The organism is Pseudomonas sp. St29, from assembly GCF_001547915.1.
In the GTDB taxonomy this organism is placed as follows: domain Bacteria; phylum Pseudomonadota; class Gammaproteobacteria; order Pseudomonadales; family Pseudomonadaceae; genus Aquipseudomonas.
Map to the genome: position 1 here is coordinate 4,533,161 of NZ_AP014628.1, position 22,667 is coordinate 4,555,827.

Here is a 22,667-nt window from a genome sequence, read left to right on the forward strand (position 1 = left end):
CGCGCCGCTCTCACCAGTTGTTCAGGTTGCTGCGCGGTGGCGCCAGCAGTTGCTGGGCCAGGCTGATGGCCGCCAGCGGCGAGGCGCTGTGCAGCAGTGGGTAGCCCCAGAACTTTTCATAGTTCCTGGCAAAAGCCTCGACGCCGGCCTGGGCTTCCGGCTGCGGGGCGATGACGATCATCGCCTTGATCCAGCGGCGGATCGCCGCCTTGTTGCGCTTCATCCACAGCGAACCCTGCTTGAGCAATGCCTTGTTCTGCTGGCTGTTGCGCTGCTCGGGCTCAGGCAGCACATCGCTCATCAGGACAAAGGCCTGAGCACGCTGCATCAATGCCTCCAACTGCTGGAAAGGGTCGACTCCGGGCTGCCCTGCGTCCTCGGCGCGACGCATCCAGACCAGGGGAAAATGCTGATGATCGAAGTACATGGGAACACCTCAAGAAGTTGACAAACAAGAATGCTTATCATCTTCCTGGGAACCACTGTCCGCATCAGCCGAGATCGACAAGTTATTGATCAATCCGGCCAGATATCGCCACTGCCACAGGCGGCGCACGGGTTGGGCGGCACGCCGACCGGCCACAGCGATCGAGAGTTTGACCGGACAGCGCCAGGCAAGGCCCTGCGGGTCTTTTCGCAGCCTCGCGGGCTCGGCAGCGGCTACAGGGCGTCGTTTTCCAGCGCCTGGCGGCGCTCGGCAAAGAAACGCCCCGGTGGCTGGCCCACGGCTTTCTTGAACATGCGGATAAAGGCGCTGGCGCTGTCATAGCCCAGGGTCAGCGCCACACACTCCACCGAGTCGCCCCGGCCCAATTGCCTGAGCCCCAGGAGGATGTGCAACTGACGCTGCCAGCGACCGAAACTCAGGCCGGTCTCGGCCACGATCAAGCGGCTCAGGCTGCGTTCGCTGAGGCCGATCTGCTCGCCCCATTGCCCAAGGCTCAGGCGCCGCTGCGGCTGTTCAAGGATCTGCTGGGCCAGGCGCCGCAGTTGTGCGTGCCGGGGCATGGGCAGGTGGATCTGCTCCCGGGGCGCGACCGCCAGTTCATCCAGAGTCACGGCGACCAAGCGCCCGGCGGCGCCGTCCTGGTCATACAGGAACGGCAGCTGCGCACAGCGCCTGAGCAGCTCCTGCAACAACGGCGACATCACCAGGGTGCAGCAGGCCTGAGGCAGCGCACGGGCGTGCTCGGGCTCGACCAGCAGGCAGTAGCCCTGGGCGTTCTGCAGCCCCTGGACCCGATGCTCGATCGCGCTGGGAATCCATACCGCGCACTGCGGCGGCGCCAGCCACAGGCCCTCGGCGCTCTCGCAGCTGAGCACGCCGCCCGCGGGAAACAGCAACTGGGCCTTGCGATGGCTGTGCCACGGCCGCTCCCAGCGCTCTTCTTGCATCGAGATGCGCAGGGCGCACACCGGACGCGCAATCGCATCCGGGTCCTGGTCCTGGTGTTTCAAGACGGGCATCCACCTTCCTCCGCGCTCCCGGGGCATTTCCACCATCGGCGCGACGCCGGTGCCTGCCCTGCAAGGTCGAGGATTGTGCCGGGCCCATGGGGCTTAGCCAAGCACCCCGGATCACGCCGGCGTGCGGCCCGGGGCCCTAGCGGTAGTAGCCATAGCGGTAGCAGCAGCCGTGGTAGTGCCCGGGGTAAACCACGCAGCCTCCCAAAGACAGCATCGTGGCCATGACAATCAGCAGCGCAATACGACGGGACATGGTGCATTCCTCAAGGGTTCAGTGGTGCAACCGCTCTGCGGCGCCGGCGAACCTTGCCGGCGCCGCACAGGGTTACCGATTGAACGGCGCGCCCTGGCAACTTCCGTCGCCGCCACCGCCGAAAAATTTGCATGCGCCGCAGCCCGCCCCGTGCCAGCCCCCAGGCCCGCTCGCTGAACCGCGGTTGAACCGGGCCCGGATAAACCTTCACTTCCCTGCGACGGATTCCTCGGCCATCTATCGTTGAACCCATCAGCTGCGTTCAACAGCGAACGCAGGCCTGAAGGAGCCATCATGAAGCTTGCCCGTTGTCTGCCACGTCTTCGTACCCTGCTGCTGATCCCCCTGGCCTTCACCGCCCTGGCCGGCAGCCCGGTCTTCGCCCAGACCGTGATCGTTCAGCAGGCCCCGCCGCCCATGCGCTACGAAGCGCCGCCCATGGCCCGCCCCGGTTATGCCTGGGATCACGGCCACTGGCGCTGGCACGCAGGCGGCTATGTCTGGGTGCCGGGACACTGGCAGCCAGTGATGCGCCGCGGCCAGTGGGTGCCTGGGCACTGGCAGGCCCGCGGGCCGAACTGGTACTGGATCGAAGGCCATTGGCTGCGCTGAGCACGCGCTCTTCCGGATCGCCCCACCACCGCACCGAGAACCGCCGATTTGAACGACACCGACCCGGATCTGGAGTTGCTGGCCCGCATCGGCAACAACGAAGCCCAGGCCGTGAAAGAAATGGTCACCCGCAAGCTGCCGCGCCTGCTGGCCCTGGCCAGCCGCTTGCTGGGTGACGCCGACGAAGCCCGGGACATCGCCCAGGAGAGTTTCCTGCGGATCTGGAAACAGGCGGCGCACTGGCGCAGCGAACAGGCACGCTTCGATACCTGGTTGCACCGGGTCGCCCTGAACCTGTGCTACGACCGCCTGCGCCGGCGCAAGGATCACCTGCAGAGCGACAGCGACGAGGCCATCGAGGCAGCGGACAGCGGCCCCACGCCGGAGCAGCAGCTGGAAGCCGAAAGCCAGCGGCGCCGCATGGCCCAGGCCCTGGACCGGCTGCCGGAGCGCCAGCGCGAAGCGATCGTCCTGCAGTACTACCAGGAGCTGTCCAACACCGAGGCCGCAGCGCTGATGAACATCAGCGTCGAGGCTCTGGAAAGCCTGCTGTCGCGGGCCCGACGCACTCTGCGCAGCCACCTCGCCGAGGCCCCCGGCGCGGACCTCTCAGGAAGGAGAACACCATGACCCCCGAACGCTTTGCCTACCTGGCCGACGCCTATGGCGCGGACCTGCAACGCTGGCCCAGTGCCGAGCGCGCCGCTGCCCAGGCCCTGCTCGACGCCGGCCATGGCGCGGCCCGGCAAGCGCTGCAAGAGGCGCGCTGGCTCGACACCCGGCTGGACAGCTACCAGGTGCCGGAACCAAGCCCGGCACTGGTGCAGCGGATCATCGCCACGGCAAGCATGCGCCAGCCGGCACCGACGCTCTGGCAGCGCTATGCCGGCCGGCTGACCTCCCTGGGCTGGATCGGGGTCGGCCTCAGCGGTGCCGCCACCGGCATGCTGGCGGTGACCCTGAGCCTGCCGCTGCCGCCCTCCGCCGAGGCCTTGCCCAGTGTCCTGGACCAGAGCGACGCGGAATTCGTCCTGAGCATCAACGCCGAGGAGGCTGAACAGTGAACCTGTCCCCCCGCCCACTGAAAACCTTGCTGCTGCTGTCGCTGCTGCTCAATGTGTTCCTGATCGGCGGCGTTGCCGGTGGCCTCTACCAATGGTTCGGCCAGCCCAAACCGACCCAGGCCCTGGCGATGCCGCAACAGGGCCTGCGCCAGGCCATGACGCAGATGCCGGACGAGCGCCGCCGCCAGTTGCGCCAGCTGTTGCGCCAGACCCGCATCGACAGCCAGCCGCTGATCATCGCCGCGCGCGAGGCCCGCCAGGGGGTGGTTCGCGAGCTCGGCGCCGACTCGCTGGACCGCCGCGCCCTGGACGCCGAACTGGGCAAGTCCCGCGAGGCCGACATCGCCCTGCGGGCCCGGGTGGATGAAGCCCTGGCCAATTTTGCCGGCGGCCTGTCGCTCAAGGAACGCCAGCAACTGGTGGAGTCCATGTACCTGCGGGGCCCGGGAAAAAACCGCGCGGCCAATCGCGATTGAAACGTCGGCGACGGATTTCGCCCCGGGCCGCGTTCAACCCTTGAGCGCCCGCGATGACCGCGGGCCCACGGCCTCTTCCCAAGGACAGCGCCCATGCCTCGTGTTCTCCAAAGCCTCCTCCTTGCCAGCTTGCTTGGCACCACCCTGGCCGGTTGCGTGGTCGAGCCGGTCCATCCACGCCGGCCGCCGCCACCGCCCCTCGTTGAAGTGATACCGATGGCGCCGGCACCGAGCTACCACTGGGTGGCCGGACATTACCGCTGGCACGCCGGCCAGTGGGTCTGGACGCCGGGGCACTGGCGCTATTGAGCGGGGCCTAGGCGGCCACCGCCTCCAGCAGCCAGGCCTTGAAGGCGCTCATGGCGGAGGTTTCCGCCCGTGACTGCAAGCGCGTCAGCCAATAGCTGCCGGTGACGATGCCGATGTCGAACGGCTGCACCACCGCGCCACTGGCCAGTTGCCGCGCGAACATCAAGGGCGGCGCCAGGGCCACGCCCAGGCCCTGCAGGGCGGCTTCGAGCATGCCCAGGGACGAGTCGAAGACCACGCTCTGGGGCAACAGGCTGTTGCTGCCCAGCCCCGCCGCCTGGAACCACTGCGGCCACTCGTCGGTGCGGTAGGAACGCAACAGGGTCTGGCCCAGAAGGTCCGCCGGGCTGTGCAACTGGCGGGCAATCTCCGGCACGCACAGCACCGACAGCGGCGCCTGCAGCAGTGGCAGGGCATCGATGCCGTGCCAGGCCCCGGTGCCGAAGCGGATGGCGTAGTCCAGGCCCTCGGCGGCCACGTCCACCCGGTTGTTGTTGGTGCTCAGGCGCAAGTCGATGAACGGATGGCGGGCCTGGAAGTCCCCCAGGCGCGGCAGCAACCAGCCGACCGCGAAGGTGCCCACGGCGCCCACCGTCAGCACCTCGCGGTAGTGCCCGCCGTCGAACCGCCCGAGGGTCTGGGCGATGCGGTCGAAGCACTCGCGCAGCACCGGCAGCAGCGTCTCGCCTTCGCTGGTGAGCATCAGCCCACGGGGCAGGCGCTTGAACAGGGTGACCTTGAGTTGGGCCTCCAGGCTCTTGACCTGATGGCTGACCGCCGCCTGGGTCACGCACAGCTCGATGGCCGCGCGGGTGAAGCTCAAATGACGTGCCGAGGCTTCGAAGGCGCGCAGTGCGTTCAAGGGCAGATGAGGACGGAGCATGACTATTCCCTAATTTTTCTAATGGCTGCCGCGAAATATCGTCGTTTGCCGGTCCGCCGCAGACTGCCTACAGTGGCCTCGCTCGCCAGCCGCCGCCCCGGCACCCCCTGCCCGGAAGACCTGGCGAGCCGTGTACCCCTTGAATTCGCGCGACGAAGATCAAGGCCGGAAGGCCGCTTGGAACCCTGCGGTCAAAATAAGCAAAAAATATGGAAAACCACCCATCATGCGGCAAATAACCTTAACCGGACGGGGCCTGTTCGGCGCCTGTGCCTTGCTTCTTGGTGCCTCCCAGGCACTGGCCGAAATCACCCCGGACAGCGCCCTGAAAGCCACGGTGGACGCCACCATCCGTCCGTTGATGCAGCAGCAGGGCATCCCCGGGATGGCGGTAGCGATCATCGTCGATGGCAAGCGACATTACTTTAACTACGGTGTCGCCTCCAAGGACAATCAGCGTCCGGTGGACCACGACACCCTGTTCGAGGTCGGCTCGGTGAGCAAGACCTTCACCGCGACCCTGGCTGCCTACGCCCAGGCCAGCGGCAAGCTGGCCCTCAACGACCACGCCAGCCAGTACCTGCCGGCCCTGCGCGGCAGCGCCTTCGACGGTATCAGCCTGTTGCAGCTGGGCACCTACACCGCCGGCGGCCTGCCCCTGCAGTTCCCCGACGATGTCAAGGGCGAAGACAAGACCCTGGACTACTACAACACCTGGAAACCGACCTTCAGCCCCGGCACCCAGCGCCTGTATTCCAACCCCAGCCTCGGGCTGTTCGGCTACCTGGCGGCGCGCAGCCTGGGCCAGCCGTTCGATCAGTTGATGGAACAGACGCTGTTTCCCAAGCTGGGCCTCAAGCACAGCTACGTCCGCGTCCCGCAGGATCAGCGCAGCCACTACGCCCAGGGCTACGACAAGCAGAACAAGCCGAGTCGGGTCGGCCCCGGTGCCATGGACAGCGAGGCCTACGGGGTCAAGACCAGCGCCGCCGACCTGCTGCAGTTCGTTGCCGGCAACCTGCAACCGGGGCAGCTCGACGCCACCGTGCAGCGCGCCATTGCCAGTACCCAGAGCGGTTACTACCGGGTGGGCGACATGACCCAGGGCCTGGGCTGGGAACGCTATGCCTACCCGGTGCCCCTGGCGCGGCTGCTGGCCGGCAACTCATCGGCCATGGCCCTTGAGCCGCACCCGGTGCAGTGGCTGACGCCGGCCCAGGCGCCACAAGCCGACGCCCTGTACAACAAGACCGGCTCCACCAACGGCTTCGGCGCCTATGTGCTGTTTGTCCCCGGCAAGCAGATCGGCATCGTCCTGCTGGCCAACAAGAACTACCCCAACGAAGAGCGGGTCAAGGCCGCCCATGGGATTCTCGGCGCGCTTGAGGCGGCCCGCTAAGCGCTCCAGCACCGCCCCGGCCCGCGCCGGAACAACCAAACGCCACGTGCCGGCTGCGCTCACGTGGCGTTTTTCTTGTCGCTTCGGCCATCGCGCCTAGACTCTGGAAATCCCCTCGACCGCTCACCCCGGCCAGGCCGGGCAATCGGCTGCCAAGGGTTGCGACAAGGGCCTGTTTCCAGGATCACGCTGAACCTTCTGCCAGGCTTTTCGGTCGATAACTGCAACCTGGACCCGCGTCGCCGCTTGAGCGACGCGGGGACTCCAGGCCCCCCAGCCGCCGGAGACACGCCCTGTGATATCGACCCTGCAAATCGCCAGAATCAAAGCCTGGGGCGCCCATGGCTTTACCGCCACCGGTGTGGTCAGTGCCTTGCTCGCCACCCTGGCGCTGTTCGACAACCAGCCCAAGGCCTGCCTGCTGTGGCTGGGGGTGGCGCTGCTGGTGGATGGGGTCGACGGCTCCCTGGCGCGCAAGGTCAATACCCGTTCGGTGCTGCCCAACATCGACGGCTCGGTGCTGGACCTGGTGATCGACTACCTGACCTATGTGTTCATCCCGGCGTTGTTCATCTACCGCTACATTCCCCTGCCGGAGTACAGCGCGCTGCTGGCCACCTCGCTGATCCTGCTTTCATCGCTGCTGTGCTTCTGCAACGTCAACATGAAGAGCCACGACAACTACTTCCAGGGTTTTCCCGCCGCCTGGAACGTGGTCGCCCTGTGCTTCTACCTGATCGAGCCCGGTCCCTGGCCGACCCTGCTGAGCATCTTCGCCCTGGCCTTGCTGACCGCCACTCGGCTGCAGTTCCTGCATCCGTTCCGGGTGCGCAAGTGGATGGGGCTGAACATCATCGTGACCTTCGTCTGGCTGCTCAGTGGCGCGCTGCTGATCCTCAGCCACCCATTGCACAGCCCGTCGATCATGGGCCTGTGGCTGGCGGCTTCCACCTATTTTCTGGGGATCTGCCTGTGGCGTTCGGCGCAGGAATGGCTGAGGAACAGCGGCAAGCTGTAAGCGGCCAGCGCCAAGCTTGCTGTCGCCTGGAGCTTGCCGCCTAGCACCTGCAGCTATCGATGGCTTGGGCCAGTTCGGCGATCGAGTAGGGTTTCTGCAGAAACACGAACTCCCGGGTGCGGCCTTCGGCCAGGGCCGGGCTGTAGCCGCTGGTGAGGATCACCGGCAACCCGGGGTAGTCGCTGCGGATCCGCCCGGCCAGCTCGATGCCGCTCATGCCGGGCATCACCACATCGGAAAATACCGCCTGGAACCTGTCCTGCTCCTGACTCAGGCGACGCAGCGCCTCGGCGGCGCTGGTGGCCCACTCGACCTGATAACCCAGTTCATTGAGGGACTGGGCCAATAGCCGTCCCACTTGCGGATTGTCCTCCACCACCAGCAGGGTCGCGCCCTGCCCATCCGCCGGCAACGCCACCGGGCTGGCCGGCAGCGGCACGCTGACCAAGGCCTCAGTACGCGGCAGGTAAAGGGTAAAGCGCGTGCCCTGCCCCGGCCGGCTGTGGACCTCCAGGCCGCCGCCGGACTGCTTGGCGAAACCGAACACCTGGGACAGCCCCAGGCCGGTGCCCTTGCCCACCTCCTTGGTGGTGAAGAACGGCTCGAAGATCCGCTCGATCTGCTGCGGCTCGATGCCGGCCCCGGTATCGGTCAGCGACACCGCGACAAAATCCCCGACCTGGGCGCCCTGCCCGGCGGTGGCGGGAATCTGCATCACCCGCTCCACGGCAATCACCAGCAAGCCTTCGCCCTGCATCGCGTCCCGGGCATTGACCGCCATGTTGATCAGGGCGGTATCGAACTGACCGACATCGGCGTGGGTGTGGCAGGGCTGTTGCGGCAACTCCAGACGCAGTTCGATGCAGGCGCCGATCAACGGATTGATCATCTGCGCCACCAATTGCACGCTGGCGCCGACGTCGAAGGTTTCCGGGCGCAGGTTCTGTTGACGGGCATAGGCCAGCAACTGGCCGGTGAGCTTGCTGGCGCGGTCGACGGTGTCGGAAATGGCCTCGATATACAGCTGTCGACGCTCCTCGCTGAGGTTGCGGCGCAACAGGTCGGTGGACGAGCGGATCACCGTCAGCAGGTTGTTGAAGTCGTGGGCCACGCCGCCGGTGAGCTGCCCCACCGCCTCCATCTTCTGCGCCTGCCGCAGGATGTCCTCGGTCTTGCGCAGGGCTTGCGCCGCCTCACGCTCGGCCTGCATGTCGCGGCCCACGGCATGGATATGCTGGGGGTCGGGCACGGCGCTCCAGGACACCCAGCGATAACTGCCGTCCTGGTGCCGGAAGCGGTTTTCCACCCGGGAATAGCTCTGTCCCCGGGCCAGTTCGGCACTGGCACTGGCGGCCGCCACGCGGTCCTGAGGATGGATGAAATCGTAGAAGCTGCGGCCCTCCAGCTGGTCGCGCTGCCAGCCCAGCAGCGAGGTCCAGGCCGGATTGACCGCCACGATGCGGCCGTCGAAATCCGCCACCAGCATCAGGTCGGTGGACAGCTGCCAGATCCGGTCCCGCTCCTGGGTGCGCTCCTGGACCCGCTGCTCCAGGGACTCATTCAAGCGGCGCAGCTCTTCCTCCGCCGCGCGGGTGGCACTGATGTCCCGCGAGATGCAGAGGATCTTCTCCGGCCGGCCGCTTGCATCGAACATGGGCGTGACCTGCACATCCCACCATCTGGCGGTGCCGGCCAGGGTATTGGCCGCGCCCTGGAACCGCGCCGATTCGCCGGCCTGGGCCGCGGCAATCGCCGCCCGGGCCTCCAGGTTGCCCTGGCCCTGCCAGAAATCCGGCCAGGGGCAGCAGACAATCGCATTGAAGTCGCTGACTTCCATGACCCGCCGCCCGCCCTCGCTCATGAACGACAACCGACCATCGAGGTCCAGCACCTTGATGCAGTCATTGCTGCTGGCCAGCACCCGGGTGTTGAGCTCGCGGGTTTCTCGCAGGCGGGCCTCGGTGAGCCGGGCATGCTGGCCCAGAAGGACCCGTTCGGTGGTTTCCACGGTATGGCAGAGCACCCCCAGCACCTGCTCCTGGCGTTCGTCGAACACCGGGCTCATGGAGAACGACCACCAGGTCAACTCCTCGCCGGGGTAGCGCTGCATGTTCACCGGCAGGTCTTCGTGCCGGCACGACTGCCCGAGGAAGGCCTGCTCCACCATGGGCTGCACGTCCGGCCAGGCGTCGGCCCAGAGCGTCTCGATGGTCTGTCCCAGGGCATTGGCCAGGCGCGGCCCGAGCACCGGACGATAGGCGTCGTTGAAAAAGAACTGCTTCTGCGGCCCCCACAGCAGGTACAGGCTCTCGGGGGATTCCAGCACCAGGCTCAAGGTGCTGTGCAACAGGCTCGGCCACTGTTCCCGAGGCCCCACGGCCGTGTGCGACCAGTCGTACTGGCGGATCGCGGCACCGGTCTGGCCACCGCGCAAGGTCTGGGGAGCGGCACCACAAGGAGGAGAACGGGTCATGGACAGATCACAGAAGAGGAAAGGGGCAAGATTGCACGCCAACGGCCGGCTCAGGATAACTGACCCTGGGAATCCACAGAAGTTGGCAAACCGGGAGGCCGATTCAACAACGGCCGCCCAGGCCTCGACCAACACCTTTTAAACCCGCATCGAGCTGGTGCATGCTGCGTCGACTGCGCCACCTGCCCGACGAGAACACCGCGATGAACACCACCACCCTGCTGCTCTATACCTCAAGCTGCTTTATCGGTGCGCTGATCCCCGGCCCGACCTCGCTCCTGGCCATGGCCAACGGCACCTCGCGCAATCGCCAGCTGGTGGCGGTGGGCATGGCCGGCGCGGCGCTCTCGGATGTGCTGATCATCGCCGCCGTGGGCCTCGGCCTGGGGGCGATGCTGATGGCTTCGCAGCAGCTGTTCATGGTCTTGAAATGGGTCGGCGTGTGCTACCTGGCCTGGCTGGGCATCCAGCTCTGGCGCAGTGCGCCCCAGGCCCTCGGTGCCCAGCAGGTGCGGGCCGGTTCGCGGCGTGGCGAGGTGTTCCGACGCAGCTTCTCGGTAGCCATGACCAACCCCAAGGTGCTGCTGTTTTTCACCGCCTTCCTGCCGCAGTTCATCGACCCCGGCCAACCGGTCTTCATCCAGTACGCCACCCTGGCGCTGGTGACGGCGCTGGTCGAGGTGCTGGTGATGGGCCTGTATGCCGCGGGCGGCGTGCAGGCGGCGAAATTCCTCACCGCCAGCGGCATGCGCCGGCTCAATCGATGCTGCGGCGCGACCATGCTGTCGCTGGCGGCATTTTTGGCACTCTACCGCCGCAACTGACAGGTGCTTTTGGCTTGCCGCTTGAAGCTGGCGGCTTGCCGCTGCTTTTAAAAGGCCAGCTTGTAGCCGATGGAGAACAGCATGAGCGCCAGGCACGGCCGGAGGATCTCGTCGGACACCCGCCCGGTCATGTGACTGCCGATCCAGATCCCCGGCAGCGACCCCATGAGCAGGAAGCCCAGCAGGTTCCAGTCCATGTTGCCCATGCTGGCGTGGCCCAGGCCGGCCACCAGGGTCAGCGGCACGGCGTGGGCGATCTCGGTGCCCACCAGGCGCTTGGTGGCCAGGAACGGATAGAGAATGAACAGCGCCACGGTGCCCAGGGCGCCGGCGCCGATGGAGGTCAGGGCGACCATGGTGCCGAGGATCAGCCCGGTGACCACGGTCAGGCCGTTGAGACCGCCGGGGCTGGGTTGGTATTCGCTGCCGTGGCGCTGGGCAAAGGCCATGAGCTTTTTCTTGAAGACGATGGCCAGGGCCGTGAGCAACAGGACAAAGCCCAGACCCTGCTTGATCACCGCGTTCAACGCATGGGGATCGGAGTCCAGGTTCTTCAGGAACCACAGGGTGGCCAGCACCGCCGGCACACTGCCCAGGGTCAGCCAGCCGGTGATGCGCCAGTCGATATTGCGGTTCTTCTGATGCACCAGCACCCCACCGGATTTGGTGATGGCGGCGTACAGCAGGTCGGTGCCCACTGCGGTGGCCGGGTTGATGCCGAACCAGAGCAGGATCGGGGTCATCAGCGAACCGCCTCCGACACCGGTCATGCCCACGATGAAACCCACTACCAGGCCTGCGACTACAAAACCGAAATTACCCACATCCATCGATAAAAAACCCTACAGATCACGCGGCCAGGTCAAAAACTGGCGGCAGCATAGCGGCTAAAGCTTATGTCCATTTATATAAATAAAATCTAACGTTATAACCAAGAGCGTTTTTTCCATGCAGCCGGCGCATCAAGCGCCCTGTCCGCTTGCGACCTGCACAAGTCCCATGCCCCTGGTGCCCCGAAGCCGCGCCCTCCGCTGTCGCGCCCGCCGCCAAGGCACCCGGAGCTTGCACGACGGCCCCCGGCATCCGCTATCCTGCCGTGCGCTTGCCGGGGCGCGGCCCGGACCGCAGCCCCTCCGTCCCCCCAAGGAAGGTCCATGACACCTGACGAGAACCCGTACCAGATCGAGCACCAACGCATCCGCTTTCGACGCCTGAGCCTGGGCCAGGAAGCCCCCGGGCCCACCCCGGCCGCCCGTGGCAACTGGGGCCTGGCCCTGTCCGGCGGCGGCATCCGCAGCGCAACCTTCTGCCTGGGCGTCCTGCAAGCCCTGGCCCGGGCCCCGGCGCCCAGCGCGAGCACCCGGCCAGCGCCACCGGCAACCGACGCCGACGCCGACGCCGACGCCGACGCCGACGCCGAGCCCAGCCTGCTGTCGCGCATCGACTACCTGTCCACGGTCAGTGGCGGCGGCTACATCGGCAGTTTCTTTTCCAGCCTGTTTCTCCCCGGGCGCTTGCGCCCCGCGGCGCCCCAGGACCCGGTGGGCCAGGCCGCCCGCGATGCCTACCAGGCCCTGCGCTTCGAACCGCCGGGGCGGATCAGCACCGGCGTCGACTACGCCCGGCAGCCGCCGGGCCAGGGGCCCACGGCCTGGCTGCGGGAGAACGGCCGCTACCTGACCCCCACCGGCTCCGGCGACATGCTCTACGCCCTGGCCATGACCTGGCGCAACTGGCTGTCGCTGCAGGCCATGATCGGCCTGCCGATCCTGCTGGTGCTCAGTCTGCTGACCCTGTTCCAGGTGCTCAGTCACGCCAGCCTGCTGCTCTGGCCGCTGATGGCCGGCGTACTCTTCGCCCTGCCCTGCGCCGTGGCCTACTGGCTGATCATTCCCCAGGGCGACCTGGACCGGCCACCGAGCATGGGCAACGCGGCGTACCGGAGCATGCTCGGCGTGGTCGGCGGCCTGTGGCTCTGTGGCGCCCTGGCCTACTGGCTGGCCCAGTGGCATGCGGTGGGTGCCCTGACCCTGGCCGGCGCCCTGGTGGGCAGCGGCGCCTTGCTGATCACCCGACAACTGGTGAGGCACCTGGCCGACAACCGCGACCCGACCAAGGACAACGCCTGCGCCAACAGCGTGCGCAACTATCGGATACAGATCACCCGGGCCCTGGGTCGGGCCATGGCCGCGGTGGCCGTGCTGGGCTTCCTCGCCCTGCTGGTGACCGCGGCCCAGGCCTTGTACCACTACCTGCATGACCTGCGGGCCCTGGGCAGCCTGCTGTTGCTGATCGCAGGGGTGTGGCTGGTGCGGCGCCTGGCCTTGCTCAAGGATGAAAAAAGCCTGCCGGGCTGGATGCACAAGCTACCGCTGGAGGTCCTCGCGCTGCTTGCCGGTGGCCTGCTGCTGAGCCTGCTGTGCCTGTGCTGGGGCTTGCTGGTGCAATGGATCGCCTACGACGGCGGGGTGATTGCCGGCGATCACGCCGTGGCCTGGCGCCTCGCGGCACTGAGCCTGCTGGCGGCCTTGCTGACCCACCTCAGCGGGCGCTTCATCGGCTTTCTCAATACCTCGTCGCTGCAGGCCTTCTACTCGGCGCGCCTGACCCGCGCCTACCTCGGCGCCTCCAATGGCCGGCGCTTCAACGGCCCGGCGCAACAGCGCCGCACCTACATGAGCGTGGCCGAGCCGATGGCCAGCGACGACCTGTCGCTGCAGCAGTACTACGCCAGTCCCAGCGCCGGCCCGGTGCACCTGATCAACGTCACCATGAACCTCACCGTCGACCCGGCCGAACAGCTGGTGCAACGCGACCGCAAGGGCAAGCCGCTGTGCATCGCCCCGAACTGGGCCCCCGACAGCCCGGCGCCAACCAGCGCTTGCCCGGCAGAACGCTACCTCCTCGACGGCCAGGCCTATCGCCGCGACCTCGACCATGGCCCGGCCTCGGAAATCATGCGCCCGCTGACCCTGGGCCAGTGGATCGGCGTTTCCGGCGCCGCCTTCAGCACCGGCCTGGGCCGCGCCACCAGCCTTGGCATGTCGCTGGTCCTGGGGCTGGCCAACGTGCGCCTGGGCATCTGGTGGCCCAGCCACTTTCTCGACCCCGGGCAATCGCACTGGGTGCCCCGGGACCTCAAGCCCTGGATCCGCTACAGCACCCAGGCCTACCTGTTCTATGAACTGACCGCGCGCTTTCACGGCTACCGCCGCGACTACCAGTACCTGTCGGACGGCGGGCACTTCGAAAACACCGGCACCTACGAACTGCTGCGCCAGGGGCGCAAGGTGGAGTTGATCATCACCTGCGACAGCGGCTGCGATCCCGACTACCAGTTCGACGACCTGGCCAACCTGGTGCGCCTGGCGCGCATCGATCAGGCCCTGGAGATCCGCGAAGACCCGGGCGTGCTGAACCATCCGCAACTGAAGACGGTATTTGCCAGCCTGGAAGAGTTTCGCCAGCCGCCGAGCGCCGATAACCAGAAATGCGCCCTGCTGCTGAATGTCCATGCCCACTCCCCGGGCCGTGACGATGACCTGTGCCAGACGCCCCATTGCCGGATCCTGGTGCTCAAGCCGCGACTGATCGCCGGACTGACGCCGGACGTCGTCAACTACGCCCGGGCCAACCCGAGCTTTCCCAACCAGAGCACCGTGGACCAGTTTTTCGACGAGGCGCAGTTCGAGAGTTACCGGCAACTGGGCCTGGGCATCGGCCAGCAACTGTTCGGCACCCAGTGCCGGCCCAGCGCGATTGCCCAGGCGTTGTGGCGGTATCTGCAATAGCGCCGAAAGGGGCTGCTACGCAGCCCAGCGCGAGCACGCTCGCTCGCCACAGGTGACCTGTCAGCGGCATGAGATTGCCAAATGGCGCTCAAGGGGTCTTGTGCCGCTTCACCGCTTCCAGCCATGACGCCTCAAGGCGCTCCTGCTGCGGGTCGATGCCCTGCTCGGCCAGCAGCGCCAGATGCCGCTCCACCTCGCCCAGCATCTGCCCGTGGGCGCTGGAGTTGGCGTCCAGCTGATGCATCTGCAGCAGCCCCAGGTGATAGAAACGCAGCAGCTTGAGCGCCGCCGGATCGCCCGCCGCTACCCCGGCGGTGACCTGATGCATGACATTGGTCACCCGCATCAGGCTGCGCTTGAGACGCCAGCCATAGACCGCCGCGGCCATCCACGGCTTGTTCCAGAACACACTGCGCAGCAGCGCCGCACTGATCAGCAGACCGGTGAACACCCCCGCCGCGTTCCACACCAGGTTGTCGCCACCGGGCTGACCGAACAGCGCCACCGCCGCGCTGGAAAACAGCATGGCCAGGGCGATGAACACCAGCGCGATGATCAAGGTGCTGCGACGGGTTTGCCGCCGGTAAGTCTCAGGGTCCTGCGGGGTGATGACGAACATGGGCGCGATGGGCTCCGTTGCTGAAGAGGATGGGCTGGCGCGCATTATCACCGCTGGGGGCGGTGCCGGTGGCTTAAATTGCTCCGGGAGAAACAAAAGCATGATCCGGGTCATGGCTCCGGGGAAGAACAACACCCGTTCAAGGCGTATACGACTATGTGCTGCCCCAAAAAATTTCGTTTGCGCGCTTTTTCCTCTTGCTCCCCAAGAGTGCACACTCAAGAACATTAAAAGTTCAAGAAGCGGAATTTAATCAACTCTCAAAATGAGGCTTCCCCTCCTAAATCAATAACGCCGTTTTCTTCTGAATCTTATTAGTTACTGAATTTTGATAACGAGCAAACTCAGTTTCAAAGCCAGCCAGGAAAAATTCGCCCAACATAAAAAATCACATACAGCGCGCCTTTGATTTTGACGATTCGGAAACTTTATCTTCACGACCAAGAGCTCGCATTTTATCCAAGTACTCCTTATACAGAGAACAAGCTTCCTCCTGCATACCCATACGCGAATAAGCATCTGCCAAACTGACGGTCGCCTCTACTCTTTCAGGGTATTTCCTATGTATTTCCCTGAGGAGAAATGCAGACATCACGAAATTTTCGTTTTGATACAAAAAGTCGGCATAGTCACTCATCGATGAAACATTATCCTCTCCAAGAACCAGAGTCATCTCGTATAAAAAATCCCTGGGCGTAACTTTCGGTCTTTTCTCACCTTTATCATCCACTGTATAAAGCAGCGAGCCGCCCTCACCTAAGCGATAGTTTTCAAGCACAAACTGAAGGTCCTTGCTGACTTCACGCGCAGCATCCTCGGAAGATAATTCCTGCAGAGCAGGACCATTACCTAAAAACTCAGAAAACAATGCACAGCACTTTATACGCCGCACATGAAACTGCTGTGGAAACCTCGCCTCATCTGGAAGCACTTCGTTATCAAGAGAGTATCTTTCATCCCTGCTTGGCTCCACCCAAGTCGAGGTTTTGTAAAGTACCCAGTCCTTCAGCGCCGGCACCCATCTAAAGTCGTACTTGGTCAAATCAGTATTTCGCGTGTAGAAATCCAACAGCAATGAAAAATCACCAGGAATATACCCAGGAAGCAGACCACCATTACCCAAACTAAAAACCCCTTTCCTCTCCTGCCCGGCACCACCAACCTTAATGGTTATCTCTGAAAGTTCGCTATCAAGTTCCGAACCAACAACAGAATACGAATCACACTGCCCATCTCCATTCAGGTCCACATCACACTCAATACTTGCGTAAGAAATGCTGTTCCATAGCAAGATGCAAACGAATAATAAAGTCCTCATAGCGCACCTCCAAGTGCAAGCAGTCTTGCTTCGGCATACTGTTTAGCGACTGTAGCCGTACGCCCCGGGGCAGGACTGCTGGATCTGGAACTGGTAGGAGTCGCCCTGGGCGATGCGCTGGATCAGCCCATGGATGCCGTGGCCCTGGGGGTCGAAGGCGAGAAAGGCCGGTTGGTGCAGCAGGGGTTCGAGGTCGATGAAGGGGCGTTCGCTGACCAGTTGCAGGTCAAAGCGAAACGGCTGGCTGATGGCCTCGGTGCCCTGGAAGGCGAGCACCTGGAAGTCGTGCTGGATGCCTTGGATGTCCAGGCTGAAGTGGGTCTGGTCGGCCGGGCTGAACATGGGTCGCTCCTTGACGTGTTGCGGCTAAGTCCATTAGCCGAAGCGCTCCCAGGCGACGGGAACATCGTCGACTGTGGAGCCATTACGCAAAAACGGCCCTGCAACTTAACAAGCCGCGACGCTGGAGGGGCATGGGAGCTATCTGAAATTGGCAGCCATCTGGAATGCTGCCCAGGCACGGGAGCCCGCCAGGACCCAGCCCCTGCACCTACCCCCTGCCCCGCTTCAACGAACGTCCCAGGCGTCGCCAGCCCAGCACCACGCCGCTGACACTGATCAGCAAACCTCCGGCGCTGAACAGGATCATCCATGCATCCCACAACGGCCGGTTGCCCAGCAGGGGCAGCCAGTCCCAGCTGTGCAACAGGGCGAACAGCCAGCGCGAGGCGCGACGCGGCTGGTCCAGTTGGCTGACCACCGCGCCGGTGTGCAGGTCCAGGTGCAGCCAGGTCTGGGCCGGGTCGTCGAAGCGCACCCGCAGCACCGGCAGGCGCTGCTGCAGATGCCCCATCATGCTGTGGGGCTCGCGGGCGTAGTAATAGAAGTCGTAGGCCGCCAGTTGCTGGACGATCATCGGCCGCTCGGGGCGGATGGCCCAGGCCGCCTGCTGCAAGGTGCCCGGGCTGAACTGGCGCAGGACCTGCCCATCGGCCATGGCCAGAATCCGTGTGCGCCCGGCGCCGTCGTAGCCGATGACGTACCCCTTGCCGCCGATTATCCGCCACTCCAGCTCCCGGGCCCGCAGGCCGTCGTCGGCAAAGCGTTGCAGGGCCTGGCTCGCGCTCAGGGGAAAGGCCGCCGGGTGCAGCGGTGCGCCCTGATAGGCGGCCAGCGACAAGGGCTGGGTGCTGCTGAAGATCTGCCACGGGTTCATCGACATCAGGCCGCTGAAAATCCAGGTGATGGCCAGTACCCCGAACAGCAGCCCGCCCAGGTGATGCCAGCGGGCAAAGCCCTGGTACGGCGAGCGCGAGCCGTTGCGATAGGTGCGGGTGAAGCGCCAGCGCAGTAGGCCCACGGCCAGGCCGAGCACGGTCATCAGGGTCGCGGCCAGGGACAGGTAGGTCACGATCGGCCCCCAGGCGCCATCGATGCCGATGCCCCGCAGCGGGTACAGCCAGTGCAGCCAGGCCCCGATCCAGTTCCAGCCGCGCTCGGTGGCGGTGGCGTCGCGCACCACCTCGCCGGTGCTGCCCGAGACATACAACAGGCGGCGCTCGGCATCAGCGGTGGCCACCCGGTGCAAGGGCCGGTCGGCGTCCAGGGCCCGGGACTGGCTCCACATGTCGCCCTGTACCGCGCCGCGATCGCGCACCGCTACGCCCGGTGCGAACTGCCGGGCTGCCGCCAGGGCCTCGACCCGGTCGGTGGGCAGCGCCTGCAGGCCGCTGTCGACCTCGATCGCCACCTTGCGCGGCCCTGGGTATTCGAGGATGTAACGGGGTGCACCGGCCACCGTGGTCAGGCGGATGCTCGACGGCGCCTGTTCGGGATCGGCGGCGTACAGCACCTGCTCCAGGTCGACGCCCCCTTCCTCAAGGACCAGCACCGGCAAATGCGCCAGACGCTCGGCTGGGGTCAGTTTGGGGTAGCCGACATACAGCATCACCACCCCGGAGACGAACCACAGGGCCATGAACAGGCAGGCGACAATGCCCAGCCAACGGTGCCAGAGGTACAGATAACGCTTCATCGCAGGCATCTCACAGAACAGCCATCTCACAGAGGCGCGGGGCGCTGTCGGGCGCCCCGCTGGCTCAGGTTAAAAGCGCGTTTGCAGCGCCAGCTCGAAGGTCCGTGGTGCCCCCAGGTACAACTGGGTCGGCCCCGTGGTGCGGGCGTAGACCTGATCGGTGAGGTTGCGCACTCGGCCGGTGATCCGCGTATCGGCATTGAGCTGGTAGCCGACAAAGGCGCCGAAGATCGTATAGGCCGACGCATAGCGGGTGTTGGCCGCGTTGGCGTACACCGACGACACGTAGCGCGCATCCGTGCCCACCTGCCAGGACGGGGCCAGGTCGTAGGTCAGCCACAGGTTGGCCACCTTGTCCGGGGTATTGGTGGGGCTGTTGCCCTTGCGCGACACCGAACGCCCGCCGACGTTTTCATAGAACTCGTCGTACCGAGCATCGACATAGGCCAGGTTGCCTTCGGCCAACAGCTTGGGGGTCACCCGCAACGAAGTCGCCAGCTCCACCCCGCGGGACGATTGCTGGCCCACCGGCTGGCTGCTGCCGGGGTTGCCCGGGTCGGCGGTGGACAGGTTCTTGCGTTCGATGCGGTAGGCGGCCAGGGTCGCCGAGCCACGGCCGTCGAGGAAGTCCAGCTTGCTGCCGATCTCCCACTGGTTGCCGGTGCTGAGGTCAAAGTCGCGCACCTGCCCATAGCTGGCGGTGGTGAGGATCCCGGCGGGCGGGTCGGCAGCGGTGCTGTATTGCACGTAGACGTTGGCCGCCGGGGTCAATTCGTACACCAGCCCCAGGCGCCCGGTGGTGGGCCGGTATTTGCGCTGGAAGAACGCCGGGTTGGCTTCAGTGACGGCGCGGTAGTTGGTCACTTGCAGATCGATCTGGTCATGGCGCAGGCCGCTGAGCAGGGACAGGCGATCGGTCAGTTGCAGGCGGTTTTCCAGGAACAGCGCCCAGGTGTCCACCTGGTTGCGGCGGTTCTTTTCGAAACCGCGCCGCATGCCCGGCAGGTCCCAGAAACTGCCCGGGTCGAAGTCGCCCGGAGCAACGCCGGGCAGCGAGCCCGACACCGAGCGCGGGTAGTTGCTCATCACGTTGTGGCTGTAGTCGAGGCCCGCCGACCACTGGCTGTCCAGACCGAACAGCGTGTTGTGGTGCAGCAGTTCGAAGCGATTGCCATTGAGCTCCTGGGCGTGACGCTGGAGCAGGATGCCGGAACGCACCACCTGGCTGTTGTCACTGTTGTAGGCGTAGTTTTCCAGGTTGCGGTATTCGCGATCGGCGTTGTAGTGGTACAGGGTGTTGCGCAGCGACGTGCGCTCGTCGACCTGATAATCGATGATCGAACGCAGCCACTGCACCCGCTGTTCATAGCGACCGTCGCTGACGTTGTAGTTCTCGAAGCGCCGACTCTTGTCCACCTCCATCTTGCCCCCCAGCGGGTTCAGCGCCGGGGTGCCCCAGTAAGGGCTGTCGACGCTTTCGTTCTGGTACTCGTAGGCCAGGGTGTGGGACAGCTGGTCGTTGAAATCCGTCAACAGGGAAAACGCCGTGGTCCAGGCATCGCGCTGCTCGCGGTCGACATAACCGTTGCTGGTGGTGTGGCTGACATCGAAGCGCGCGTAGTGCCGCGGCCCGGCGCCGTCGTTCAGCGCATGGTTGAAACCGAAGGAAGTTTCGCGGCTGTCGAAGGAGCCATAGCTGACTCGCCCTTCATTGAACGACTCGGTGCGCGAAGGCAGCTTGGTGATGTAGTTGATCGAACCGCCCACCGCGCCGGTGCCATAAAGGAAACTCGACGGCCCGCCCACCGCCTCGACCCGGTCATAGATCCAGCTGTCCACCGGACGCGCGGCAATGGAGTCGTATTGCACGCTGATGCCGTTGAACAACTGGGTGATCTGCGGCCCGGAGAAGCCGCGGTAGGAGACGAACCCCGGGATGCCCGGCGATGCCGCGGCGTTCATCCCCGGCACGCTGGCCAGTATGTCCTGGGTGTTGGCAGCGCCGCGCTGCTCGATCTGCTGGCGGTTGACCACATTGACCGACGCCGGGGTTTCCCGCGGGGTCAGGCCCAGGCGCGAGCCGGTGCTGGTCTGGGTATCCAGTTGCAGGCCGGGTTGAGGCAACTCGTCGGCGCTGATGCGCATCTGCGGCAATTGCAGCGGGGCATCGGCCAGGGCATTGAACGACAGCGCACAGCACAGCGCCGCGCAACTGGAGGAGCGATAAGGGAACGTCATGGACTCGGACTCGAAAAAATCATCGAACAGCCCCCGGCCGCCGTCGCCATCGCGACGGCAGGAAGGTCTCGGGGGATGACAAAGACGCGACGGCCAGGGCCGTCGCGCAGCAGCGCTAGGCGCTCAGAGGCGGAGCCCGAGGATTGAGTGACGGCCAGGAATAACGCGGTGGTGCCTTGCTGCGCTGCTCGACCCGGACTCGCGCCTGACGCCGCCCCAGCAGCAGCCAGGCCAGGCAGAACAGCAGCCCCAGGCCCAGGCTCACCGCCGAGCACAGGGGACAGACAAAGGCCCCCATGGCGCCGGGGGCGGTCTTGTCGCTGGGGCCTTCATCCAGGGTCGAGGCCGATTCGCCCAGGGCGTGACAGAACTGCCCGCCCACGCCGATGATTTCCAGCGCCGCCATCTGTCCATGACCCAGACCGCAGACGAACACGTTGAACAGCACGCAGAAATACAGCGTCCAGGCAATGTGAGGGCGATGTGAGGGGGCTTGGGTCATGGCGGCAAGATTAACAGTGAAAAAAGCACTGGAAAATCACCAAAGCATGGCGAGCAAAACTCAGGGCGCCGCCAGCGGTGAGGTTGTGGCGAGCTTTATAGCCGAAGCCCTAAGGGCCGAGGATCGGACCAGAACTAAAGTGCGGGCGCTTGGTTTTTGCAGCGGGTTGAAGATGCAGGCAGATCAAGCGCGACGGCGGCCTTGCGGCCGGTCCGCCGCTGAAGCGGTGTCTCCCTCCGTAGGAGCTGGCTTGCCAGCGAAGGCATCAGCCCAGACGACGCATGCCTTGCGGGCCTCTTCGCCGGCAAGCCGGCTCCTGCAGCGGGTGTGCGGCAGTTGCTCCTCCGTAGGAGCTGGCTTGCCAGCGAAGGCGTCAGCCCAGACGATGCAGGCCTTGCGGGCCTCTTCGCCGGCAAGCCGGCTCCTGCAGCGGGTGTGCGGCAGTTGCTCCTCCGTAGGAGCTGGCTTGCCAGCGAAGGCGTCGGCCCAGACGACGCACGCCTTGCGGGCCTCTTCGCCGGCAAGCCGGCTCCTACAGCGGGGGTGCGGCAGTTGCTCCTCCGTAGGAGCTGGCTTGCCAGCGAAGGCGTCAGCCCGGACGACGCACTCCTTACGGGCCTCTTCGCCGGCAAGCCGGCTCCTACAAGCGGCCGGTTTCTTCCGAGATCGCGTGCTCCAGAGCGCCTCGCGGGCGGGCGTCCAGCAACGCCTCCACCACCGCCCGGGCCATCTCTACCGAATGCACCATGGACCAGATCAGCCCACGCTCGATGCCACTGCCCTGCTGGGTGATTTCATCGCAGACCTCCTCGGCGCATTTGAGCAACAACGCCACATGCACCAATGCCTCTTCAGCACTGACGCCTGGACGCACGCTGAACAGCGAGTCGGGGGTAACGGCTTTGGCCTGGGTGTTGCGCTGGAACAGCGCCGGGTCCTGTGGTTGCCGGGCCAGAGCCACGCGCAGGGTGGCGTTGGCGGCCTTGAGTTGGGGATCGCGATAGGACGTGGGGGGATCGGGGACAATCTTTTTCATGGTCAAACTCCGATATGAAACTCATGGGAGCCGCCACCGTTCGCTTGCACACGAATAAGGTGGCAGCCGTACGCAGGTGTGCAAGACCGGGCATATCGGAACCCAGCAGACTCGAAAGTCTCCCACGCACGGCTGCCATAACGCAGAAACGAAGGGCAAGAAAGCCCGGAAACTGCTTTTGACAACGATGCGCCGACATGACCGGACTTGCACATCCGAGCCATCGATTGGGCGATGGCTTCAGCACCCTAGCCCGCTCACCTGGCGCATTCAAGCGGCCGGCAGTTTCTCGGATTTGCCTTACAAAAGAAAGCGAATCGGCGTAGTTCCAAGCACCTTTCAGCACTCTC

19 protein-coding genes and 2 pseudogenes are annotated in these 22,667 nt (G+C 65.2%); 9 read left to right on the forward strand and 12 right to left on the reverse strand.

The genetic code is table 11. From position 1 onward, the window contains the following. Positions 1-10: 10 nt before the first annotated feature. Both PST29_RS20095 and PST29_RS20100 read right to left on the reverse strand, forming a co-directional pair. Complete coding sequence (locus tag PST29_RS20095) at positions 11-427, reverse strand: hypothetical protein (RefSeq protein ID WP_060840239.1); 417 nt, start codon at positions 425-427, stop codon at positions 11-13. 233 nt (positions 428-660) lie between these two features. Continuing rightward, positions 661-1,467, reverse strand: coding sequence for an AraC family transcriptional regulator (locus tag PST29_RS20100; RefSeq protein ID WP_060844163.1), 807 nt, complete (start codon positions 1,465-1,467; stop codon positions 661-663). Positions 1,468-2,014: 547 nt separating this feature from the next. Here PST29_RS20100 and PST29_RS20105 point away from each other — a divergent pair. From PST29_RS20105 to PST29_RS31165, 5 genes and pseudogenes are all read left to right on the forward strand, one after another. Continuing rightward, entirely contained in the window at positions 2,015-2,332 is a 318-nt protein-coding gene (locus PST29_RS20105; protein ID WP_060844164.1) for a YXWGXW repeat-containing protein, read from the forward strand. Positions 2,333-2,371: 39 nt separating this feature from the next. After that, positions 2,372-2,962: pseudogene (locus PST29_RS20110) on the forward strand (RNA polymerase sigma factor); the annotation flags it as partial. After that, positions 2,959-3,396 (forward strand): hypothetical protein, encoded by a 438-nt coding sequence (locus PST29_RS20115; RefSeq protein ID WP_060844165.1) that lies wholly within the window; start codon positions 2,959-2,961, stop codon positions 3,394-3,396. The pseudogene PST29_RS20110 and the gene PST29_RS20115, both read left to right, overlap by 4 nt. Beyond that, positions 3,393-3,872 (forward strand): periplasmic heavy metal sensor, encoded by a 480-nt coding sequence (locus tag PST29_RS20120; protein WP_060844166.1) that lies wholly within the window; start codon positions 3,393-3,395, stop codon positions 3,870-3,872. The genes PST29_RS20115 and PST29_RS20120 overlap by 4 nt, the downstream gene beginning before the upstream one ends. Before the next feature lie 93 nt (positions 3,873-3,965). Further along, positions 3,966-4,181 (forward strand): YXWGXW repeat-containing protein, encoded by a 216-nt coding sequence (locus PST29_RS31165; protein ID WP_082729279.1) that lies wholly within the window; start codon positions 3,966-3,968, stop codon positions 4,179-4,181. Positions 4,182-4,188: 7 nt separating this feature from the next. Here PST29_RS31165 and PST29_RS20125 read toward each other — a convergent pair whose 3' ends face one another. After that, entirely contained in the window at positions 4,189-5,064 is an 876-nt protein-coding gene (locus PST29_RS20125; RefSeq protein ID WP_060844167.1) for a LysR substrate-binding domain-containing protein, read from the reverse strand. A 226-nt stretch (positions 5,065-5,290) separates the two neighbouring features. Here PST29_RS20125 and ampC point away from each other — a divergent pair, with 226 nt between their 5' ends. Next, positions 5,291-6,463: a class C beta-lactamase gene (ampC, locus tag PST29_RS20130; protein WP_060844168.1), complete on the forward strand. Its 1,173-nt coding sequence runs from the start codon at positions 5,291-5,293 to the stop codon at positions 6,461-6,463. 295 nt (positions 6,464-6,758) lie between these two features. Continuing rightward, positions 6,759-7,481, forward strand: coding sequence for a phosphatidylcholine synthase (gene pcsA, locus PST29_RS20135; RefSeq protein WP_060844169.1), 723 nt, complete (start codon positions 6,759-6,761; stop codon positions 7,479-7,481). 40 nt (positions 7,482-7,521) lie between these two features. Here pcsA and PST29_RS20140 read toward each other — a convergent pair whose 3' ends face one another. Next, a complete protein-coding gene (locus PST29_RS20140) occupies positions 7,522-9,954 on the reverse strand; it encodes a PAS domain-containing protein (RefSeq protein WP_060844170.1) in 2,433 nt (810 codons plus the stop codon). 161 nt (positions 9,955-10,115) lie between these two features. Here PST29_RS20140 and PST29_RS20145 point away from each other — a divergent pair, with 161 nt between their 5' ends. After that, positions 10,116-10,778 (forward strand): LysE family translocator, encoded by a 663-nt coding sequence (locus tag PST29_RS20145; protein WP_231978975.1) that lies wholly within the window; start codon positions 10,116-10,118, stop codon positions 10,776-10,778. Between the two features lie 47 nt (positions 10,779-10,825). Here PST29_RS20145 and PST29_RS20150 read toward each other — a convergent pair whose 3' ends face one another. After that, positions 10,826-11,608, reverse strand: coding sequence for a sulfite exporter TauE/SafE family protein (locus tag PST29_RS20150; RefSeq protein WP_060844171.1), 783 nt, complete (start codon positions 11,606-11,608; stop codon positions 10,826-10,828). 324 nt (positions 11,609-11,932) lie between these two features. Between PST29_RS20150 and PST29_RS20155 the strand changes: the two genes are divergently transcribed. Further along, positions 11,933-14,569: a hypothetical protein gene (locus PST29_RS20155; protein ID WP_060844172.1), complete on the forward strand. Its 2,637-nt coding sequence runs from the start codon at positions 11,933-11,935 to the stop codon at positions 14,567-14,569. 88 nt (positions 14,570-14,657) lie between these two features. On the opposite strand, the gene PST29_RS20160 is transcribed toward PST29_RS20155, so the two are convergent. From PST29_RS20160 to PST29_RS20190, 7 genes and pseudogenes are all read right to left on the reverse strand, one after another. Beyond that, positions 14,658-15,188, reverse strand: a complete 531-nt coding sequence (locus PST29_RS20160) for a DUF3087 domain-containing protein (protein WP_060844173.1) — start codon at positions 15,186-15,188, stop codon at positions 14,658-14,660. 388 nt (positions 15,189-15,576) lie between these two features. Then, positions 15,577-16,506: a tetratricopeptide repeat protein gene (locus PST29_RS20165; protein ID WP_060844174.1), complete on the reverse strand. Its 930-nt coding sequence runs from the start codon at positions 16,504-16,506 to the stop codon at positions 15,577-15,579. Positions 16,507-16,602: 96 nt separating this feature from the next. After that, positions 16,603-16,848: pseudogene (locus PST29_RS20170) on the reverse strand (contractile injection system protein, VgrG/Pvc8 family); the annotation flags it as partial. A gap of 208 nt (positions 16,849-17,056) precedes the next feature. Next, a complete protein-coding gene (locus tag PST29_RS20175) occupies positions 17,057-18,541 on the reverse strand; it encodes a PepSY-associated TM helix domain-containing protein (protein ID WP_060844176.1) in 1,485 nt (494 codons plus the stop codon). A 69-nt stretch (positions 18,542-18,610) separates the two neighbouring features. Further along, a complete protein-coding gene (locus tag PST29_RS20180) occupies positions 18,611-20,779 on the reverse strand; it encodes a TonB-dependent receptor (RefSeq protein WP_060844177.1) in 2,169 nt (722 codons plus the stop codon). 115 nt (positions 20,780-20,894) lie between these two features. Next, on the reverse strand, positions 20,895-21,281 hold the full coding sequence (locus tag PST29_RS20185) for a DUF2946 domain-containing protein (protein ID WP_060840257.1): 387 nt from the start codon (positions 21,279-21,281) through the stop codon (positions 20,895-20,897). A 640-nt stretch (positions 21,282-21,921) separates the two neighbouring features. Next, complete coding sequence (locus tag PST29_RS20190; protein WP_060844178.1) at positions 21,922-22,317, reverse strand: DUF6124 family protein; 396 nt, start codon at positions 22,315-22,317, stop codon at positions 21,922-21,924. Positions 22,318-22,667 lie beyond the last annotated feature (350 nt).

What these genes read in the sequence shown, in the direction of transcription:
- PST29_RS20095 (WP_060840239.1), bottom strand. Translation starts at nt 427, where the DNA reads ATGTACTTCGATCATCAGCATTTTCCCCTGGTCTGGATGCGTCGCGCC.
- PST29_RS20100 (WP_060844163.1), bottom strand. Translation starts at nt 1,467, where the DNA reads ATGCCCGTCTTGAAACACCAGGACCAGGACCCGGATGCGATTGCGCGT.
- PST29_RS20105 (WP_060844164.1), top strand. Translation starts at nt 2,015, where the DNA reads ATGAAGCTTGCCCGTTGTCTGCCACGTCTTCGTACCCTGCTGCTGATC.
- PST29_RS20115 (WP_060844165.1), top strand. Translation starts at nt 2,959, where the DNA reads ATGACCCCCGAACGCTTTGCCTACCTGGCCGACGCCTATGGCGCGGAC.
- PST29_RS31165 (WP_082729279.1), top strand. Translation starts at nt 3,966, where the DNA reads ATGCCTCGTGTTCTCCAAAGCCTCCTCCTTGCCAGCTTGCTTGGCACC.
- PST29_RS20125 (WP_060844167.1), bottom strand. Translation starts at nt 5,064, where the DNA reads ATGCTCCGTCCTCATCTGCCCTTGAACGCACTGCGCGCCTTCGAAGCC.
- ampC (WP_060844168.1), top strand. Translation starts at nt 5,291, where the DNA reads ATGCGGCAAATAACCTTAACCGGACGGGGCCTGTTCGGCGCCTGTGCC.
- PST29_RS20140 (WP_060844170.1), bottom strand. Translation starts at nt 9,954, where the DNA reads ATGACCCGTTCTCCTCCTTGTGGTGCCGCTCCCCAGACCTTGCGCGGT.
- PST29_RS20145 (WP_231978975.1), top strand. Translation starts at nt 10,116, where the DNA reads ATGCTGCGTCGACTGCGCCACCTGCCCGACGAGAACACCGCGATGAAC.
- PST29_RS20150 (WP_060844171.1), bottom strand. Translation starts at nt 11,608, where the DNA reads ATGGATGTGGGTAATTTCGGTTTTGTAGTCGCAGGCCTGGTAGTGGGT.
- PST29_RS20155 (WP_060844172.1), top strand. Translation starts at nt 11,933, where the DNA reads ATGACACCTGACGAGAACCCGTACCAGATCGAGCACCAACGCATCCGC.
- PST29_RS20160 (WP_060844173.1), bottom strand. Translation starts at nt 15,188, where the DNA reads ATGTTCGTCATCACCCCGCAGGACCCTGAGACTTACCGGCGGCAAACC.
- PST29_RS20165 (WP_060844174.1), bottom strand. Translation starts at nt 16,506, where the DNA reads ATGAGGACTTTATTATTCGTTTGCATCTTGCTATGGAACAGCATTTCT.
- PST29_RS20175 (WP_060844176.1), bottom strand. Translation starts at nt 18,541, where the DNA reads ATGAAGCGTTATCTGTACCTCTGGCACCGTTGGCTGGGCATTGTCGCC.
- PST29_RS20180 (WP_060844177.1), bottom strand. Translation starts at nt 20,779, where the DNA reads ATGACGTTCCCTTATCGCTCCTCCAGTTGCGCGGCGCTGTGCTGTGCG.
- PST29_RS20185 (WP_060840257.1), bottom strand. Translation starts at nt 21,281, where the DNA reads ATGACCCAAGCCCCCTCACATCGCCCTCACATTGCCTGGACGCTGTAT.
- PST29_RS20190 (WP_060844178.1), bottom strand. Translation starts at nt 22,317, where the DNA reads ATGAAAAAGATTGTCCCCGATCCCCCCACGTCCTATCGCGATCCCCAA.